This window comes from Kineococcus haloalkalitolerans (genome assembly GCF_050871905.1).
Lineage (GTDB): Bacteria > Actinomycetota > Actinomycetes > Actinomycetales > Kineococcaceae > Kineococcus.
In genome coordinates, this window is sequence record NZ_JBJLSH010000011.1 from 16,967 (window position 1) to 34,888 (window position 17,922).

Genomic DNA, 17,922 nt, shown 5'->3' on the forward strand with positions numbered 1-17,922 from the left:
TCGCACCCGTGGGCACCGAGGCGCTGGACGAGCTGATCCGTGACGTGCACCTGTCCGAGGGGGACATCAGCCGGTTGCTGGGCCTGCGCTCCCGCACGGCCATCTCCACCTGGCGCGAGGAGGACGACGTCCCCCACGGGGAGGAGGACCGCCTGCGGCGCTGGCGGGCGCACTTTCTGCGCCGCTGGCCCGACGCCACCCCGGCCGAACGTCGAGCGGCCCTGGTGGACCTCGACGCGCCGGGGCCCACGCTGCTGGAGCAGCTGAGCCCGGCCGACCCCGATGCCGACCTGCCCGTGGGGCCACCGGGGACCTGCGGCACCCGGGCGGTCGTGCCGCCGGATCAGGACTGAGCGGGCGAGCGGTGCGGGCACTGGTGTGCGCCGCGGTGGTGCTGAGCGCAGCTGCCTGCGGCCGGGGCGAGCAGGTGCCCCTCGTCACCGACCGCGCCGGCGGCGACACCGCCCCGGCGAACATCTCCACGATCACCCTGGTCGTCCCGGACGCACCCGCCCCGGCGCACTGCCTGCTGTCGGAGGACATGCTCGTCGTCTGGCCCGAGGGCGTCACCCACCACCCAGCGGCCGGTGAGGTCCACGACGGCCGCGGACGCCTGCTGGCGCGGGTGGGCGAGACCGTCGTCGGCGGTGGCGCGCTGCCGGAGCCCTCCTCCCAAGCCACCCTGGACGAGGTCGACTGGGCCGGCTGCGAGCCCACCGCTACCGTCCTGCACCAGTACTGAGGACCCCACCGGTTCCGTCAGCACCTGCGCACGACCAGCGTCAGCACCACCTCGCCCCGGTGGACGCTGCCGCCGGCGCTCCACTCCAGCGGCGCCGGCACGGTGAAGATCGTCTCCCGACCGAAGTCCCCGGTCAGGTCCGGTCACACCCACCACCCGTCGAAGGGCCAGCGCATCCCCCAGTCGTCCGGGTCCCGACGCAGCACCTCCAGTCGTGGTGTCCACGGCGGACCGCCCGAGGCGTTGTCCAGCAGCAGAGCCGCACCCCGCGAGAACACCCGCTGCGAGAGCGTGCGGGCCACCGCGCAACGGCTCTGCCCCGAGGGCCCGACGAAGTCCAGGCTCACCGGCAGGGGCCACTCGGCCACGTCGTCCAGCTCGTCGTGGTCGCGCGGCAGCAGGTGCTCGGGAGCTGCGACGAGCCCCACCCGCGCCGCGGGCAGGTCCGGGCCGGCGCCCCGCACGCGCACGGACGCCACGACCGAGAAACCCGTCCCGCTCACACCGTTCCCGCCCGCGCCGTCCGGCGACCTCGCAGCTTCGCGACGCCGACAGCGGCGGCCGTCGTCACCCCCATCCACGCGGCCTGCACGAACGGGAAGAAGAACAAGGCCAGGACCGCGGTGGACGACTCCGAGGTCAGCACGTCCCACGACATCCACACGCTCATCGCCACCAGGAGCACGGTCCCCGCCAGCGATACGGCCATCCCCCCGCGCCAGTACCGGTGCACGCTCACGCCCACCACGACCGCCGTGGCGAAGGGCAGCAACGCCCACACGGTGGTCACGAGGACGAACACCAGCCCCCCGACGCTCTCGGTCACCACCTCCCAGCCGGTCAGGTGCACCAGCAGCGCCAGCGTCACCACCGCCCCCACCACGGTCAGCCCCACCACGGTCAGCGCGGCGGGATCGCGGCGCCACGACGGACGCTCCAGGGCGGTGTTCACCTGCCCACGGTGCCAGGCGCCCGCCGCCCGCGCGGGCGGTCCGACCCGCAGCACTCCGGCGCACCGGGCCGTGCACCCGGCGTGGGTGCTCGTAGCGCACAGCGGAGACGGTGATGGCGAGACGACTGGTCCTCTCCGAGAGGGCGGCTGCTGGTACTGCGGCATCCGGGTGGTGCCACGACCTCCACGACCTCCACGCCCTCCCGCCTACCCGTCCCTGAGAAGGTGCTGCCGTGGAGGGCCAGCGCGACAGCGGTGCCCCTGACCTGAGCGGGTTGCGGTCGCACTACCCCCTGCGAGCCGCCCGCGGCCTGCGGAGGGTGCTCCTGGTCCTCATCAGCCTGCAGGTGGCACTGGCCGTCTCCCGGCTCCTCGGCGACCCCGACACCTTCGACGTCGTGGTCTCGGTCGTCGTGCTGCTGGCCTTCCTGCACGGGGCCGCACTGTGCTGCCGACACGGCGCACGCCTCGGGAACGGACGCTCCTCGGACGGCCGGGGCGTGCACCTGGAGCCACGCCCGGATCCGCTCCCACGGCGCCTGCACCGGTCCGCTGGAGTCAGCAGGGTCGCCGGGTTCGCGCCGCGGTGCGCGACTGTCCCAGCCCCGCGTCACAGAGCCAGGTGCAGTCGCAAGGCCTCGTCGAGGGCACCCATCGCTCCCGCCGGCAGCCGCCCCAGCGCCGGCCCGAGGCGGTCCACCGAGACAGCGCGCACCTGCTCGGCCTGAGCCTTGGACTCGACGTGCAGACCGGTGTCCTCAGCGGCCAGCAGCACCTGGAAGGGGAACACCCTGGCCGTGTTGCTGGTCACCGGCACCACGGTGACCACGCCCCGGCCCAGGCGTTCGGCGACCGCGTTGGCCTGGTCGTTGCTGACCACGACCGCGGGGCGGCGCTTGTTCGCCTCGCTGCCGCGGACCGGGTCCAGGTCGACCAGGCGGACCTCCCCGCGCCGCATCAGCGCAGGCCGTCCGCTGCGGCGCCTTCCCAGACCTCGCGGTCCTCGGACCCCTCCCAGTCCTCCCACGCCGCGGCGTAGTCCTGCTCCAACCGCTGGCGGGTCAGGGCACGGACGGCCTGCTGCACCGCCGCCGAGCGGGACGGCAGGCCCGCTTCGCGCACGTGCTCGTCGAGAGCGGCGACGTCGGCCTCGGAGAGGCTGATGCTGAGCTTCACGAGACAATACTACCCGGGTAGCAACATCGGTACTACCAGGAGTTCTCGTGCATTGCGGACGACGGTGGCTGCACCAGGACCAGCCACCTGTCAGGAGATCGACCACCCGCGAAGCACCGCACCGTCCCGACCGGTGGTCCACCGCCAGCACCGGTCCGTCGGTACCGGGACGAACTGCGTGCGCGACGACCGGACCGCGCCTGGCGGGTGGTCGTTCCTCGTGCGTCCGGCCCGGCCGGGTCAGTCCTCGATGACGTCGAGGCCCTGCTCGCGCAGGCGAGAGAGCCCGTCGAGCATCGCGGCGAGGGCCTCAGGCTCGTGCCCCTGCCAGTCCTGCACCTCGGCCACGACGCGCAGCGGGTGGCGGGAGCGGTAGGACGCCGTGGGGTTGCCCGGGAACCTCTTGTCCGTGACGTTCGGGTCGTCCTCGAAGGGCCCCGTGGGTTCCACCCGGTGCACGTGGCCGCGCCGTTCCCCACCCTCCCCCGCGGGACCGGCCAGCGCCACCGCCAGCTCCGCCCCCCACACCGCGGTCTCCAGCAGCGCGGTGAAGTACACGTCGTTCATCACGCGCCCGGGGTGGAAGTCCGGGGGCGCCCGGGCACCACCTCGTCACCGGCCCGCAGCACGGCGCGGGTGCTGTGGAAGTACGGCCCGCCGGGACCCCGCTGGCCGTCCGGGACCACCGCCGCGGAACTCGCCGCGTCCGCCGTGCCCGTGGCTGCCACGGCTGGTGCTCCCGTCGTCGGAGCGGGGTCGGCGCTGACCTCGAAGACGACCTCCCAGCCGTCCTCCTCGTCCCACTGCTCACCGACCGGGGTGAAGCCGTACTGGACCACCAGGTCCCGGGAGGCGGTGTTGCCGGGGGCGATGCTCGCCCGGACGGTGCGCACGGCCGGTTCGTCGCGGGCGCGCCGCAGCAGCGCCTCCAGGGCCGCGCGGGCGAATCCGCGGCGGCGCTGGCGGGGTCCCGGCGAACCTGCTCGCCGCGCATCCGCCACACGCCGCGCCACTCGGGACCGGCGAAGACGGGCGTCAGCGGGACGGGGCCGGCGGCGTTCGCGGCGACCAGGTCACCGGCCGCCAGGGCGTCGAAGACCGGGCCGGTCAGGTGGACGACGCGCACCCGCGGGCGCGCCGCCCGGGTGGTCGTCGGGACCTCGTGAGGGGGCACCGGAGGACTCTCGCAGGACCGCGCGGCCGCGTGACGGTGCTGCGGCGTCCGGGTGGTGCGCGCCGACGAGCGCTCAAGCGCCTCCGGGCGGAGGACGAACCCTGCGTGTCGGTCCACGGGGACCCGGTGCCGCTGCACCGGACCCGCTCGAGGTGGTCGCGCACGACGGGCGGGCGAGGAGGGGTGATGAGCAGAGGGCACCTGCGTGCTGCGCCGGCGTCGCCGCTGCGCCGGCTGGGGTCGAGGCTCGCGCGCCCCACGACCACGGTGGAGAGCATGCGCTGGCTCTTCGCGGTGACGGCGGTCGCCTCGCTGCTGCTGGTCCTGCCCGCACCGGCGTCCGTGCGTGTTCCCGGAGCCGCCGCGCTGACGGCGGTCGGCACGACGGTGCTGATCGGCTCCTGGCTGACGGGGTACTTCCTGCGCCGCGGCCCGGTCTGGCTGGACGTGCTCGACGCCGTCGGCCTGGCGTGCGTGGGGGCCACCTGCCCGGAACCGACCGCCGTGTTCTCCTTCGCCTTCCCCGGCCTGTGGTTCCGGGCCCTGTACGGCTCCACGACCCAGGCGGCGCTGCGCTGCGCGGTCTACGGCACCGGCATCTGCGCCGGCGCGCTGTGGTGGCCGTCCGTCGCCGGGCAGGGCGCTCCCGCCGCGATCGGCCCCGTCCTCGGCACCATGCCGGTGGTGTTCCTGGTCGTCATCACCGGCCGCCTGCTGGCCGCGTGCCTGTTCTCCCGCGAGGAGGCCGCCGGGCGCGACGCCGCACTGGCCTCGGCGGGAGAGGTGATGCTCTCCCTCGACGACCCGGAGCGGATCGTGGCGCAGGCCGGTGCCACCAGCACGCAGATCTGCGCGGCGACCCCCGGCCTGCGGATGCTGGCGGTGCTGCCGCGCCCGGACGGCACGCTGCTCGTGCAGGGCACCGCCGGCCCGTTCGCCGGTGCCCCGGCGGAGCTGCCCGACGTGCTGCCCGGCGCGGTGGTGGGCCCCACGGCCGGCCACGACAGCGCCACGGGCGACACCGCCCCGCTGGACGCGCTGGTGGGGCGGCGCTGCGCCTGGCTGGCGGTGCCGATGCCCGCGCACCCCGAGGGCGGCTGGATGCTCGTGGGCGCTCCCGGGCGGGTGCCCGAGGAGGCGGTGCTGGCCGTCCGGTCCCTGGTGAACCAGGTCGCCCTGGCGCTGCGCAACAGCGACACCCGCCGCGCCCTGGCGCGCCGGGCGCACACCGACGGGCTGACCGGGCTCCTGAACCGCACCGCCTTCGCCGAGGCCCTCGAGGAGGCCCTGCTGGAGGAGCGCGGCACGCTCTCGCTGCTCTTCGTCGACCTGGACGACTTCAAACCCGTCAACGACGAGCACGGCCACGCCGCCGGTGACGCCCTGCTGGTCGAGGTCGCGGCGCGCCTGAGCCGGCTGGTCCCGGCGGGCAGCACCTGCGCCCGCCTCGGCGGCGACGAGTTCGCCGTCCTCCTGCGCGGCCTCGACCGCGAGGACAGCGCCCGGACGGGCCGGGACCTCGTCCGCGCGCTGCGCCGGCCGGTGCTCCTGGAGGACGCCGTCGTGCGCATCGGCGCCAGCGTCGGCATCGCCGCCACCGGAGCCGGCGGCGTGGACGGCACCTCCGCTCGGCTGAGCGCGGCCCAGCTCACGCGCGCGGCCGACGCCGCGATGTACCGGGCCAAGAGCACCGGCAAGGACGCGGTGGCCACCGCCTGGGAGCACGACGACCCCGCACCGGGAGCACCGGCCGCTGCGCTCGGGGGGCGGGTCCGGCTCTCCCGCTGACGGGTGACCGCCGGGGCGGCGCGGGCGGAACCCCTAGATCTTCTCCACCGGCGCGTAGCGCAGCAGCAGCCGCTTGGTCCCCTCGCGGAAGTCGATGTGGGCGACGGTCTTGTCCCCCTCCCCCTCCACGCGCACCACGGTGCCCATGCCGAAGGAGTCGTGGGTGACGCGGTCGCCCGGCGACAGGCTGATCACCGGCCGGTTGCCGGGCGAGCGGACCCCGGGCCGCTGCGCGATCCGCGAGACCGCCGGCGGGGTGGTCACCCCGAACCCCGTCGAGGCGCCGCGCTTCCAGTGCACGAGCGCGGGCGGGACGTCGTCGAGGAACCGGCTGGCCGGGTACTGCTGCGGGGCGCCCCACGCGCTGCGCACCGCCGAGCGCGACAGGTACAGCCGCTCGCGCGCGCGGGTCAGGCCCACGTACGCCAGGCGGCGCTCCTCGGCCAGCTGGTCCGGGTCGGCCAGCGAGCGCATGTGCGGGAACGTGCCGTCCTCCAGGCCGGTGAGGAAGACGACGGGGAACTCCAGGCCCTTGGCGGTGTGCAGGGTCATCAGCGTCACCACGCCCTGACCGTCGGCGTCGGGGATCTGGTCGGCGTCGGCGACCAGCGACACCTTCTCCAGGAAGTCCGCCAGCGTGCCCTCCGGCTGCTCGTCGGCGAACTCCTCGGCCACGGCCACCAGCTCGGCGAGGTTCTCCACGCGGCTCTCGTCCTGCGGGTCGCCGCTGGCGCGCAGCTCGGCCAGGTAGCCGGTCTGCTCCAGCACGGCCTCCAGGACGGTGGCCGGCGCGGCGCCCGACTCGGCCAGCGTGCGCAGGTCCGCGACCAGCTGGGCGAAGCCCTGCACGGCCTTCAGCGAGCGCGCGGCCAGCCCGACGGCCTCGTCGGCGCGCTCCAGCGCCTGCCCGAAGGTGATGCGCTCGCGCTCGGCCAGCACCGCCAGCGCCGCCTCGGCGCGCTCGCCGATCCCGCGCTTGGGCACGTTCAGCACCCGGCGCAGGTTCACCAGGTCGTCGGGGTTGTCCAGCAGCCGCAGGTAGGCGATGGCGTCCTTGACCTCGCGGCGCTCGTAGAAGCGGGTGCCGCCGACGACCTTGTAGGGCAGGCCGGTGCGGACGAACACCTCCTCCAGGGCGCGCGACTGCGCGTTCGTCCGGTAGAACACCGCGACGTCGGAGTGCCGCACACCCTCCTCGTCGGCGAGGCGGTCGACCTCCTCGGCGACGAACGAGGCCTCGTCGTGCTCGTCGTCGGCGACGTAGCCGACGATCCGCTCCCCCTGCCCCGAGGCCGTCCACAGGTTCTTCGGCCGGCGGTCCTCGTTGACGGCGATGACCTCGTTGGCCGCCGACAGGATCGTCTGCGTGGAGCGGTAGTTCTGCTCCAGCAGGACCGTGCGGGCGTCCGGGTAGTCCTCCTCGAACTCCGTGATGTTGCGGATCGTCGCGCCGCGGAAGGCGTAGATCGACTGGTCCGCGTCGCCCACCACGGTCAGCTCCGCGCGCGGGACGGGGCCCTCGCCGGTGCCCGTCAGCTCGCGCACCAGGACGTACTGGGCGTGGTTGGTGTCCTGGTACTCGTCGACCAGGACGTGCCGGAAGCGGCGGTGGTAGTGCTCGGCGACGTCGGGGAACGCCTGCAGCAGGTGCACCGTCGTCATGATCAGGTCGTCGAAGTCCAGGGCGTTGGCCTGCCGCAGCCGCTGCTGGTAGGCGCGGTAGGCGGCGGCCAGCTTGCGCTCGACGTCGTTGCCGTTCTCGCCCGAGGCGCGCTCGGCGTACGTCTCCTCGTCGACCAGCTCGTTCTTCAGGTTCGAGACCATCGCCGAGAACGAGCGCGGCGCGTACCGCTTGGGGTCGTAGTCCAGCTCCCGGCACACCATCGCCATGAGCCGCTGGGAGTCGGCCGCGTCGTAGATCGAGAAGCTCGTGCGCATCCCGAGGTGGTGCGCCTCGCGGCGCAGGATCCGCACGCACGCGGAGTGGAACGTGGACACCCACATGCTGCGCGCGCCCATCCCGACGACGTCGCCCACCAGGGCGGCGACGCGCTCGCGCATCTCGGCGGCGGCCTTGTTCGTGAAGGTGATCGCCAGGACCTGCCCGGGGGTGACGCCGCGCTCGGCGAGCAGGTGCGCGATGCGGTGCGTCAGCACGCGGGTCTTGCCCGAGCCGGCGCCCGCGACGATGAGCAGCGGGGACCCGCTGTGCACGACGGCCTCGCGCTGCTGGGGGTTCAGGCCGGCCAGCAGGGCCGCGGGGTCGGCACCGGGACGGCGGCGCTCACCCGGGCCGTCACGCCCGTCGGCGGGGGTCGGGCCGGTGGAGCCGCCGGCTCCCGGGCCGCCGAGGGGCAGGTCGTCGAAGAGTGTGCTCATCGTGGGACCAGCGTAGGTCGCTGCTCCGACAGGTCGACCCCGGACCGTTCCGGTCCATCATGGACCGGAACGGTCCTGTAGCCTCCGGACGTGGTCCGACCCACCCGCCAGGAGATCGACGACGAGATCGTCGACCGCGCCGCCGAGCTGTTCGCCCGGCACGGCGTCGACCAGACGTCCGTGCAGCGCATCGCCGACGCCGTCGGCTACTCCAAGACCGGTCTGCTGCACCGCTTCCCCACCAAGGAGGCGCTGCGCGCCGCCGTCGTCGACCGCTGCACCGCCCAGGTGGTGCAGGTGCGCGACGCGGTGGCGGACACCCCGCCCGGCCCCGCGCGCGACCGCGCCGCGCTGGACCTGCTCGCCCGCACGGCCCTGGACCGGCCCGGGTTCATCGCCCTGCTGCTGGCCTCGCTCAGCGCCGAGGGCGAGGGCCCGCCCCCGCACCCCCTCGACGACGTCGCCGGGGTGCTCGGGCAGGTGTTCGGCACCGACCTCGACCCGCCCGGCGGCGGTGCGCCCGACGAGCGCGCCGTGCGCCTGGTCGCCGCCCTCGGCGGGCTCGCGGTCGCCGCGCTGGCCTGCCGCGGCGCGGGCGGTGGGGTGCGCCCCGCGCTCGTGCGCGCCGCCTGCGGAGCGCTCGGCCACCCCGAGCCCACCCCCCACGACCACCACCAGAACCCCGCGCACCGCTGAGGAGACCCGTGGCCACCTTCCTGCACCGGCTGGGCCTGGGGGCGTTCCGCCACCGGGTCGCCGTCGTCGCCGTCTGGCTGATCGCCCTGCTCGGCGTCGGCGTCGGCGCCGCGACCCTGTCCGGCGAGACCGTCAACACCTTCGAGATCCCCGGGCAGGAGTCGACGACCGCGCTGCGGCTCATCGACGAGCGCTTCGGCGACACCTCCGGCGGCGCCAGCGCCCAGGTGGTCGTGCAGGCCCCCGACGGCGCCGAGGTCACCGACCCCGCCGTGGCCGGGCCCCTCACCGAGCTCGTCACCGCGCTGGGCCAGCTGCCCGGCGTCGTCAGCGCCACGAACCCGCTGGACCCGCAGAACCCCACCGTCTCCCCCGACCTGCGCGCCGCCTACAGCACCGTCACCTACGGCGTGAGCGGCCCGGAGATCACCGAGGAGCAGCAGGACGCGCTGCGCGCGGCCGTGGACACCGCCCGCGACGCCGGGCTGACCGTGGAGACCACCGGCGAGGCGACCGTCGAGCCGTTCCACCTCGGCGGCACCGCCGAGGCCGTCGGCGTCGTCGCCGCCTTCGTCGTCCTCGGCCTGACCTACGGCTCCCTCGTCGCGGCCGGCATGAACCTGCTGACGGCCGTCGTCGGCGTGGCCATCGGCGCGCTCGGCATCACCACCCTCACCGGGTTCACCGACCTGCAGTCGACCACCCCGATCCTCGCCGTCATGCTCGGCCTGGCCGTCGGCATCGACTACGCCCTGTTCATCTTCACGCGGTTCCGGCACGAGCTGCGGGACGGGCGCAGCGTCCGCGACGCCGTCGCGGTCGCCACCGGCACCGCCGGCTCCGCCGTCCTGACCGCCGGCACCACCGTCGTCATCGCCCTGGCCGGGCTCACCGTCGCCGGCATCCCCTTCCTCACCGAGATGGGCCTGGCGGCCGCCGCGACCATCGTCGTCGCCGTCCTCGTGGCGCTCACCCTCGTGCCCGCCGTGCTGAGCCTCGTCGGCCTGCGCGCGCTGCCCGGCCGCGTCCGCCGCGCCCTGACCCACGAGGGCGGCCGGCACGTCGAGGTCGCCGACCAGGACGGGACCGGCCGCGGCGTCTACGCCGGCTGGGTGCGCACCACCACCACGCGGCGCTGGGCCAGCCTGGTCGCGGTCGTCGTCGTCCTCGGGATCGTCTCCCTGCCCGTCGCCTCGCTGCGCACCACGCTGAACCAGCTGCCCGCCGACGACAGCACCCAGGCGCGGGCGCAGCAGATCCTGTCCGAGCGCTTCGGCGCCGGCGTCACCGGCCCGCTGGTCCTGCTCGTCGACGGCGAGGGCGCCCCCGAGCGCGCCGCGGCCGTCAGCGCCGAGGCCGCCGAGCTGCCCGGGGTGGCGCTGGCCACCCCGCCGCAGCCCAACGCCGACGCCACCGCCGCGCTCGTCACCGTCATCCCCACGACGGGGCCGGACACCGAGGAGACCGCCGACCTCGTGCAGGCGCTGCGCGACCGGCTGGCCGCCGACGAGGCCGCCGGGACCGCGGGCGCCACCGAGTCGTACGTCACCGGCACCACCGCCGTCAGCGTCGACGTCTCGCAGACGCTGAACCGGGCGCTGCCCGTCTACCTCGTCCTCGTCGTCGGGCTGGCGTTCGTGCTGCTCGTGCTGGTCTTCCGCTCGATCCTCGTGCCCGTCGTCGGCGTCCTGGGGTTCCTGCTGACCATCGGCACGACGCTCGGCGCCACCACCGCGGTGTTCCAGTGGGGCTGGCTCGACTTCCTCGGCCTGGCCGAGACGACCGGGCCGCTGCTCAGCCTGGCGCCGATCATCGTGGTCGGGATCCTGTTCGGGCTGGCGATGGACTACCAGATCTTCCTGGTCTCGCGCATGCACGAGGCGCACGCCCACGGCGCGGACCCGCTGCGGGCCATCACGACCGGGTTCCGCCAGGCCGCGCCCGTCGTGGTCGCCGCCGCCGCGATCATGTTCTCGGTGTTCGCCGGGTTCGTGCCCGAGGGCGACGCGACGATCCGGCCCATCGCGTTCGCGCTGGCCGTCGGCATCTTCGCCGACGCGATCGTCGTGCGGATGGTGTTCGTGCCCGCGGCCCTGGCGCTGCTGGGCCGGCGGGCCTGGTGGCTGCCGCGCTGGCTGGGCTGGCTGCCCGTGCTCGACGTGGAGGGCAGCGCCCTGGAGCGCGAGCGCCCCGCGCCGGCGGTGGAACCCGCCCGCTGAGGGGTCTCCTCAGCGCACGCCGGCCGCCCGCAGCTCGCGCGCGAGGCGGCCGGCGTGGCGCTGCACGATCCCGGCGACCCGCTCCACCTCCGCCTCGGTGGCCAGCTCCGCGGGCAGGCTGCAGCTGATCGCGTCCGTGGCGGGGATCCGGTACTCCACCCGCACCCCCACGCACACCGTGCCGGGCAGGTTCTGCCCGCGCTCCAGCGCCCAGCCGCGCTCGCGCACCTCCTCCAGCTCGCGCTCCAGGTCGGCGCGGGTGCGCACCGTCGCCTCCGTCAGCGGCGGCAGGTCCTCGCCCGGCAGCAGGGCGTCCAGCTCCGCGGCCGTGCGCTCGGACAGCAGCGCCTTGCCCAGCGACGTCGCGTACGCGGGCAGGTAGCGGCCCACGCGCGAGGCCGAGCGGTGCCGGTCCGGCGCCTCGCGGGTCGCCAGGTACACGACGTTCCCGCCGTCCAGGCGCGCCACGTGCGTCGTGCAGCCCGCCTCGTCGCGGATCGCCTCGATGGCCGCCGTCGCCCGCGGCAGCGCGGGGTCGCGGTCCAGGTAGGCGGTGCCCGTCAGCAGGGCCTGCGCGCCGATGCCGTACCCGCCGCCCGGTGTGGGCGGCTCGATCCAGTGCAGGTCCACCAGGGTGCGCAGCAGCGCGTGCAGGCTGGAGCGCGGGTAGCCCGTCGTCTCCTGCAGCTGCGCCACCGTGAACGTGTACGGCGGGCGGGCCAGCGCCTCCAGGATGCGCACCGTCCGCTCCGCCGACTTCACCGGCCCGCGCCCCTGCGCGTCGTCCTCCAGCGCGCCGTCGAGCCCCTCGGGGGCGCGGGTGTCCGCCTCGCGCCCGCGCGTCGTCGTCCCAGCCACGGTCGGAGTGTAGACAACGAGCGGCGGCCGGGGCCCCGTCCAGCGACGTGGACCCCGGCCAGCGCAGGTCGGCGGCGGGTCAGCGGGCGGTCAGCGCGTCCCCGGCCGCCGGCGCGCCGCGACGAGCAGCCCGCCGCCCACCAGCACCAGCGCACCGCCCGCCGCGAGCGCCGGCCACGCGTCCGCGCCCGTGCGCGGCAGCGCCGTGCGCTGCGTCCCCGCGCTGCGCGAGGTCCCGCCCGCGCGCACCGGGGCCGCGCTGCGCACCGGCGCGGGCACCTTCGCGGTCGGCGACGGCGCGGGCGCCGGCACCACCGGCGCGGGGGTCGTCGGCGCGGGCGCCGGGGTCGTCGGCGACGGCGCGGGCGCCGGCGCGGCGGCCGCCACCGACGAGCGCGGCGCCGTGTCCGGCGTCAGCGGCTGGTTCTCCGGCAGGCCCAGGTAGGTGGTGAGGACCTCCAGGTCCGTCTGCCCCAGCTCCACCCGGTCCGTCCCCTCGGCCAGCGTGGAGAAGTTGTCCCCGCCCGCGGCCAGGAAGCTGTTCACCGTGACCCGGTACGTGGCCGCCGGGTCCAGCTCCACCCCGTCCAGCGTCGCCGAGACCACCCGCTGCCCCACCGGCGCCTGAAGGTCGTAGGTGAAGGCGAACCCGCGCGAGACGCCCAGCGCCAGGAACGGTCGCGAGGACCCCTCCGGCTGCCACTGCTCCTCCAGCACCCGCCGCACCTGCGCGCCCGTCAGCGTCATCGTCACCACGGAGTTCGCGAACGGCTGCACCGCCGCGGCCTCGGCGTACGTGACGACCCCGTCCTCCTCCTCGCCGCCGGCGAACAGCAGGTCGTCGCGCAGGCCGCCGGGGTTCATGAAGGCGATCTGCGCGCCCGCCCCCGACGTCAGGGCCAGCTGCGCGTCCGCCACCAGGTACCCCAGCGGGGACGGGGTGCCGCGGTCGTCCTCGGCACCGGAGAACGCCCGGGTCACGTCCGCGGTGATGCGACCCACCGGGCGCGCGCCGACCTCCCGCGACACCTCGACGGCGGCGTCGACGATCGCCTGGACCTCCGGGTCGGGCGCGAAGCCCTGCACGGGCAGCACCTCGTGGGCCTGGGCGACGACCTCGCCGGTGGCGTCGTCGACGTCCAGGACCAGGCGGTCCAGCGCCACCCCGTACGCCTCCGCCGACAGCACCGGCCGCGGCAGCTCGCGGCCGGGCACCGGCACCTCGCAGTCGTACAGCTGGTGCGTGTGCCCGGACAGCACGGCGTCCACCTGCGGCGACAGCGCCTGCAGCATCCGGCCGAAGTCGCCTTCCGTCGCCACCTCGGCGCAGTCGGTGCCCGCTGAGCCCTCGTGGGCCAGCAGCACCAGCACGTCGGCCTCCCCGTTGGCCGGGTCGCCGTCGCTGAGGGCGTCGGCGACCCGGTTGGCGGCCTGCGCCGGGTCGGTGAAGCGCAGGCCCGCGATGCCGTCCGGGGCGACCAGGCTGGGCGTGGCCGCCGTGACCACGCCGATGAACCCGACGTCGACACCGCCGACGTCGCGCACCGCGTACTCCGGCATCGCCGGCCCGCCGTCGGCCAGCTCCACGTTCGCGCCCAGGTACGGGAAGGCCGCCAGCGGCGGCGCCCCGTCCGGGCCGGGGCGGCCCTCCACGCCCACCCGCTCCACGAGGTCGTCGTAGCCGGCGTCGAACTCGTGGTTGCCCACCGCCGACAGCGCCACGCCCATCGCGTTCAGCGCCGCGATCGTCGGCGCGTCCTGCTGCACGAACGACGGGAACGTCGAGGCGCCGATGTTGTCGCCCACGGACACCACGACGGTGCCCTCCTCCTGCGCGCGCAGGGCGTCCAGCGCGCCCGCCAGCTGCGCCGCACCGCCCACCGGCTCACCGTCGTCGGTGCTCTCGGGCGCCTCCAGGCGGCCGTGGAAGTCGTTGAACGCGCCGATCTGGACGCGGGTGCGGCCCTCCTCCGGCGGGGGCAGCAGGTCCGCGACCACACCCGGCACCGGTTCCGGCGCGGGCGAGGGGGTCGTCGACGCCACGGCGCCGGCCGCGCCGGACAGGGCGGTGCCGGCGACCAGGCCGAGGGCGGCCGTCAGCGGCAGGAGGGGGTGGGCACGACGAGGGTGGGGCATGGGCTCGCTCTCGTGGGTCCGCGGGGCCGGGTGGGGCCGGAGTGACGCGGGCGGAGTCTGCCACCGGCGCGGCGCCCGGGGAACAGGTCACCGCGTGAACAGCGGGTTTCCGGTGCCCCCCGGCAGCCGCGCCCTCAGCAGCCGCGGCGGCGCAGCGCGAACTGCACGCCCCGGTGGGCCACCCCCACCAGCCCGACCGCGGGCGCCTCGTCCAGCGGCACCCAGCGGCTCAGGTCGGTGCTGCCGCCCACGTCCAGGACCTCCGGCTCGCGCACCTGCGTCGCCGTGGCGGCCACCAGCACCCGCACCGCGTGGAAGTCCTCCAGCACCCCGCGCGGCGAGCGGCCCGTGAAGTGCTCCGAGGCCACGTCGAGCAGGCCGTCGACGACGACGTCCATGCCGGTCTCCTCGTGCACCTCGCGCACGGCCGCGTCCACCGGGTGCTCGCCGTGGTCCACCCCGCCGCCCGGCAGCGTCCAGCGGCCCGGGCTCGGCGTGCGCTCCGACAGCCGCGTCAGCAGGATCCGCTGGTCCGGGCTGACGACGACCGCGTAGGCGGCCAGCCGCTGGCGCACCACCGGCACCAGCCCGTCGGCGCCCGGCGCCCCCGCCGCGGCCCCCGTCGCCCGCGCGACCTCCGCGGCCCCCACCGCGACGGCGGCGTCGGCCACCAGGGGCAGCTCGCCCGGCACCGGCGCCCAGCGCGCCGGGCGGGCCGCGTCGCGCAGCGCGTGGTCGGTGACCTCCGCGGCCAGCACGACGTGGACGCTGTGCACGTCCACGCCCCCCGCCGGGACCACGACGCCGTCAGCGGTGGTGCCGCCCGGCTCGCGGCGCACCGCGTGGCGCACCTCCAGCGGCCCGCGCGGGCGCGACGGCGGGGCGCCCACCGCCAGCAGCGCGCGCTGCACGCCCGCGGCCGGGGTCTCCCCGTGCGCCAGCACCGCCCACGGCAGCACCCCGTCGCCGTCCACGAGCAGCTGCCCGCGCGAGCGCAGGGCCGCGTGCACGACGACGCGCTGCAGCGCCGGCCGCTCGCCGGTCGTCGGGAGGCTCACCGGGCGGCGAGCTGGGCTTCGACGGCGCGGTGGTTCTCGCGCTCCGCGTAGAAGGACAGGAACGGCACGGTGCCCGCCAGGGCCGTCAGCAGCATCCGCGACCACGCCCAGCGCACCCGCGTGCCCAGGTCGAACGTCGTGATGAGCAGCAAGATGTAGAAACCGCCGTGCACCGGCCCCATGACCGTCGTGATCCCGTCGCCGGCGTGCAGGACGTACTCCTGCACCATGCCGGCGACCACGACGAGCAGGCCGATGCCCGTCACCCACGCCATGACGCGGTAGCGGGTCAGCGCGGAGCGCACGCTGGCGCGCGTGGACGTGGTGCCCGGCAGCAGCTCGCGGCCGTCGGGGCCGCCGTCGGCGCGGGGCCCGGCGTCGGCGCTCATCGGGCGGTGCTCATGTCTCGTCCTCCTGGACGCGGGTCGGTCGGGTCGGTCGGGTCGGCCGGCCCCGCGGGGCCGGCGGGCTCCGCGGCGGCGCGCAGGGCTTCGCGGTCGCGGCGGTCGTCGCGCAGGAACCGCGTCCACAGCAGCACCGCGAACCCGGCGAACACCCACCACTGGGCGGCGTAGGCCAGGTTGCGCAGGTCCAGCCGGCGGGTGGCCTGCCCCGGGTCGGGCGGCGGGACGGCCACCAGACCGGCCTGCGGAGAGGTGTCGGTGACGTAGGCGTTCGCCACCGGGTAGTCGACGCGGTTGACGAGGTCGGCGGCGCTGACCACGCGGACCTCCCCCGGGCCCAGCGCGCGGGTCGCGGGCACCGTGTCCGAGCCCTCCGGCGGCTGCACGACACCCGTGACCTCGACGGGACCGGCCGGCAGCGGCGGCGCCTGAGCGCCCTCGGGGACGAACCCGCGCACGACGGCCGTGCCGCGCTCGGAACCGTCCGGGGCGCTCGAGCGCACCAGGCCCACCACCCACGAGCCGACCGCGTCGTCCACCAGGCGCGAGGGCACCCGCAGGTCCACCGCGGGGTCGAAGGTCCCGCTGACCACGACGCGGCGGCCCACCTCGTCCTGCACGAGCACGCCCCGCCCGTCCGGGGCGCCCGCGGCCACGACCTCCTCGACGGCCACGACCGGCTGCTGCGCCGGCGGGGCGGAGACGACGACGTTGCCGCTGCGCCACTGCCACCAGCCCAGGACCACGCAGACGGCGACCGCGGTCCACGCCACGGCGGTCAGGGCGAGCGCGCGCGCCCGCCCGGGACCTGCGGCGGGACGGGACGGGCCGGGCACCCGCCCAGGGTACGTGGGGCGCGCCGGGCCCCCGGGCGCGCCCGGCGTGGGCCGCGTCACGCCCGCCGCCGACGTCCGGACCCGCGGGTAGCGCTACCGTCCGTGTCCGTGGACTCCGGTAGCAGTGTGGCGGTCGTCGTGGCGAACCTGCGCGAGCTGGCGCGCGGCCTGCCGGCCGGCGCCCGGCTGCCCAGCAGCCGCCGCCTCGTCGCCGAGCTCGGCGTCGGGCCCGTCACCGTCCAGCGCGCCGTGGACGCCCTCGTCGCCGACGGCACCGTCACCACGCGACCCGGCGCCGGCACCTACGTCGCCCGCCCCACCCGCACCAGCTCCGCCGACACCGACTGGCAGCGGGTGGCCCTCGGCGCCTCCCCCGTGCAGGCCGCCGACGTCGTCGCCGCCCTGTCCGCCCCGCCCGAGGACGTCCTCGACATGGCCCGCGGCTACCTCGACGCCGGCCTGCAGCCCACCACCCGGCTCGCCGCCGCCACCGCGCGCGCCGCCCGCCGCCCGCGGGCCTGGTCCATGCCCCCGCACGCCGGGCTGCCCGAGCTGCGCTCCTGGTTCGCCCACCAGCTCGGCGCCGACCGCGAGGACGTCCTCGTCACCCCCGGCGGGCAGGGAGCCCTGTCCACCGTGCTGCGCGCGCTCGTGCCCGCCGGCAGCCCCGTCCTCGTCGCCGTCCCCGGCTACCCCGGCGTCATCTCCCTGCTGCGCAGCGCCGGGCTCGCGCCCGTGCCGGTGCCCACCGACGCCGACGGCGTGCGCCCCGAGCTGCTCGAGCGCGCCTTCGCCACCACCGGCGCGCGCGTGCTCTACCTGCAGCCCACCTACGCCAACCCCGACGGGCACGTCCTCGCCGCCGCGCGCCGCCGGCCCGTCCTGGACGCCGCCGCGCGCGCCGGAGCCTTCGTCGTCGAGGACGACTTCGCCCGCTGGCTCGGGCACGGGCCCACCCCGCCGCCGTCGCTGCTGCGCGACGACACCGACGGGCGCGTCATCACCGTCAACTCCCTCACCAAGACCGCCGCGCCCAGCCTGCGGGTCGGCTGCGTCGTGGCCCGCGGGCCCGTCCTGCAGCGCATCACCGCGCTGCGCGTCGTCGACGACCTGTTCGTCTCCCGGCCCCTGCAGGAGGCCACCGTCGAGCTGGTCACCGGCGCCGGCTGGGGCGCGCACCTGCGCGCGCTCAGCGCGGCGCTGGCCGACCGCGTCCGCACGCTCGGCACCGCCCTGGCCGCCGAGCTGCCCGAGTGCACCTGGACGCCGCCGCGCGGCGGGTTCTCCCTGTGGCTGCGCCTGCCCCGCGGCGCCGACGACGCCGAGGTCGCCCGCCGCGCCCTCGCCGAGGGCGTCGCCGTCAATCCGGGGCGGCACTACGTCGTCGCCGAGGAGGAGGCCGCCCACCTGCGGCTGTGCGTGGCCGGCCTGGACGCCGGGCAGGTGCCCGAGGCCGTGCGCCGCCTGGCCCGCGCCGTGCGCGGGCCGGGCGGCTGAGCCGTCA

General features: G+C 76.4%; 16 protein-coding genes and 2 pseudogenes. 6 read left to right on the top strand and 12 right to left on the bottom strand.

Annotated features, from left to right (window positions below; genetic code table 11):
* Positions 1-8 precede the first annotated feature (8 nt).
* Positions 9-353 (top strand): hypothetical protein, encoded by a 345-nt coding sequence (locus tag ACRYMY_RS06440; RefSeq protein WP_432546442.1) that lies wholly within the window; start codon positions 9-11, stop codon positions 351-353.
* 11 nt (positions 354-364) lie between these two features.
* Positions 365-742 carry a hypothetical protein gene (locus ACRYMY_RS06445; protein ID WP_432546443.1) on the top strand — a complete coding sequence of 126 codons (378 nt, stop codon included), beginning with the start codon at positions 365-367 and terminating at the stop codon, positions 740-742.
* Between the two features lie 143 nt (positions 743-885).
* Here ACRYMY_RS06445 and ACRYMY_RS06450 read toward each other — a convergent pair whose 3' ends face one another.
* The 6 genes and pseudogenes from ACRYMY_RS06450 to ACRYMY_RS06475 form a co-directional block, all read right to left on the bottom strand.
* The gene (locus ACRYMY_RS06450; protein WP_432546444.1) at positions 886-1,245 is read right to left on the bottom strand and encodes a hypothetical protein; all 360 of its coding nucleotides are present in this window, start codon (positions 1,243-1,245) and stop codon (positions 886-888) included.
* Positions 1,242-1,694, bottom strand: coding sequence for a hypothetical protein (locus ACRYMY_RS06455; RefSeq protein ID WP_432546445.1), 453 nt, complete (start codon positions 1,692-1,694; stop codon positions 1,242-1,244). The genes ACRYMY_RS06450 and ACRYMY_RS06455 overlap by 4 nt, the downstream gene beginning before the upstream one ends.
* A 610-nt stretch (positions 1,695-2,304) precedes the next feature.
* Positions 2,305-2,655, bottom strand: a complete 351-nt coding sequence (locus ACRYMY_RS06460) for a type II toxin-antitoxin system PemK/MazF family toxin (protein WP_432546501.1) — start codon at positions 2,653-2,655, stop codon at positions 2,305-2,307.
* Positions 2,652-2,870: a ribbon-helix-helix domain-containing protein gene (locus tag ACRYMY_RS06465; protein WP_432546446.1), complete on the bottom strand. Its 219-nt coding sequence runs from the start codon at positions 2,868-2,870 to the stop codon at positions 2,652-2,654. Before ACRYMY_RS06465 ends, ACRYMY_RS06460 begins: the two co-directional genes overlap by 4 nt.
* Positions 2,871-3,110: 240 nt before the next feature.
* Positions 3,111-3,556 (bottom strand): annotated as a pseudogene (gene arr, locus ACRYMY_RS06470) (NAD(+)--rifampin ADP-ribosyltransferase).
* A gap of 192 nt (positions 3,557-3,748) precedes the next feature.
* A pseudogene (locus tag ACRYMY_RS06475) lies at positions 3,749-3,883 on the bottom strand (hypothetical protein); the annotation flags it as partial.
* Between the two features lie 347 nt (positions 3,884-4,230).
* Here ACRYMY_RS06475 and ACRYMY_RS06480 point away from each other — a divergent pair.
* Complete coding sequence (locus ACRYMY_RS06480; protein WP_432546447.1) at positions 4,231-5,832, top strand: diguanylate cyclase domain-containing protein; 1,602 nt, start codon at positions 4,231-4,233, stop codon at positions 5,830-5,832.
* Positions 5,833-5,865: 33 nt separating this feature from the next.
* Here the strand turns inward: ACRYMY_RS06480 and pcrA are convergent, their stop codons facing one another.
* Positions 5,866-8,211, bottom strand: a complete 2,346-nt coding sequence (gene pcrA, locus ACRYMY_RS06485; protein ID WP_432546448.1) for a DNA helicase PcrA — start codon at positions 8,209-8,211, stop codon at positions 5,866-5,868.
* A 90-nt stretch (positions 8,212-8,301) separates the two neighbouring features.
* Between pcrA and ACRYMY_RS06490 the strand changes: the two genes are divergently transcribed.
* Both ACRYMY_RS06490 and ACRYMY_RS06495 read left to right on the top strand, forming a co-directional pair.
* Entirely contained in the window at positions 8,302-8,907 is a 606-nt protein-coding gene (locus tag ACRYMY_RS06490) for a TetR/AcrR family transcriptional regulator (protein WP_432546449.1), read from the top strand.
* Positions 8,908-8,915: 8 nt separating this feature from the next.
* The gene (locus tag ACRYMY_RS06495; protein ID WP_432546450.1) at positions 8,916-11,126 is read left to right on the top strand and encodes an MMPL family transporter; all 2,211 of its coding nucleotides are present in this window, start codon (positions 8,916-8,918) and stop codon (positions 11,124-11,126) included.
* 9 nt (positions 11,127-11,135) lie between these two features.
* Here the strand turns inward: ACRYMY_RS06495 and ACRYMY_RS06500 are convergent, their stop codons facing one another.
* The 5 genes from ACRYMY_RS06500 to ACRYMY_RS06520 form a co-directional block, all read right to left on the bottom strand.
* Positions 11,136-11,984 (bottom strand): IclR family transcriptional regulator, encoded by an 849-nt coding sequence (locus ACRYMY_RS06500; protein ID WP_432546451.1) that lies wholly within the window; start codon positions 11,982-11,984, stop codon positions 11,136-11,138.
* A 90-nt stretch (positions 11,985-12,074) separates the two neighbouring features.
* Complete coding sequence (locus tag ACRYMY_RS06505) at positions 12,075-14,120, bottom strand: bifunctional metallophosphatase/5'-nucleotidase (RefSeq protein ID WP_432546452.1); 2,046 nt, start codon at positions 14,118-14,120, stop codon at positions 12,075-12,077.
* A 134-nt stretch (positions 14,121-14,254) separates the two neighbouring features.
* Positions 14,255-15,178, bottom strand: a complete 924-nt coding sequence (locus tag ACRYMY_RS06510) for an NUDIX hydrolase (protein WP_432546453.1) — start codon at positions 15,176-15,178, stop codon at positions 14,255-14,257.
* On the bottom strand, positions 15,175-15,567 hold the full coding sequence (locus ACRYMY_RS06515) for a DUF3817 domain-containing protein (RefSeq protein WP_432546454.1): 393 nt from the start codon (positions 15,565-15,567) through the stop codon (positions 15,175-15,177). Before ACRYMY_RS06515 ends, ACRYMY_RS06510 begins: the two co-directional genes overlap by 4 nt.
* The gene (locus ACRYMY_RS06520) at positions 15,564-16,418 is read right to left on the bottom strand and encodes an SURF1 family protein (RefSeq protein ID WP_432546455.1); all 855 of its coding nucleotides are present in this window, start codon (positions 16,416-16,418) and stop codon (positions 15,564-15,566) included. The genes ACRYMY_RS06515 and ACRYMY_RS06520 overlap by 4 nt, the downstream gene beginning before the upstream one ends.
* Positions 16,419-16,526: 108 nt before the next feature.
* Between ACRYMY_RS06520 and ACRYMY_RS06525 the strand changes: the two genes are divergently transcribed.
* On the top strand, positions 16,527-17,915 hold the full coding sequence (locus tag ACRYMY_RS06525) for an aminotransferase-like domain-containing protein (RefSeq protein WP_432546456.1): 1,389 nt from the start codon (positions 16,527-16,529) through the stop codon (positions 17,913-17,915).
* Positions 17,916-17,922: the final 7 nt, after the last annotated feature.

Coding starts and splice junctions, on each gene's coding strand:
- ACRYMY_RS06480 (WP_432546447.1), top strand. CDS start 4,231: ATGAGCAGAGGGCACCTGCGTGCTGCGCCGGCGTCGCCGCTGCGCCGG.
- pcrA (WP_432546448.1), bottom strand. CDS start 8,211: ATGAGCACACTCTTCGACGACCTGCCCCTCGGCGGCCCGGGAGCCGGC.
- ACRYMY_RS06505 (WP_432546452.1), bottom strand. CDS start 14,120: ATGCCCCACCCTCGTCGTGCCCACCCCCTCCTGCCGCTGACGGCCGCC.
- ACRYMY_RS06515 (WP_432546454.1), bottom strand. CDS start 15,567: ATGAGCGCCGACGCCGGGCCCCGCGCCGACGGCGGCCCCGACGGCCGC.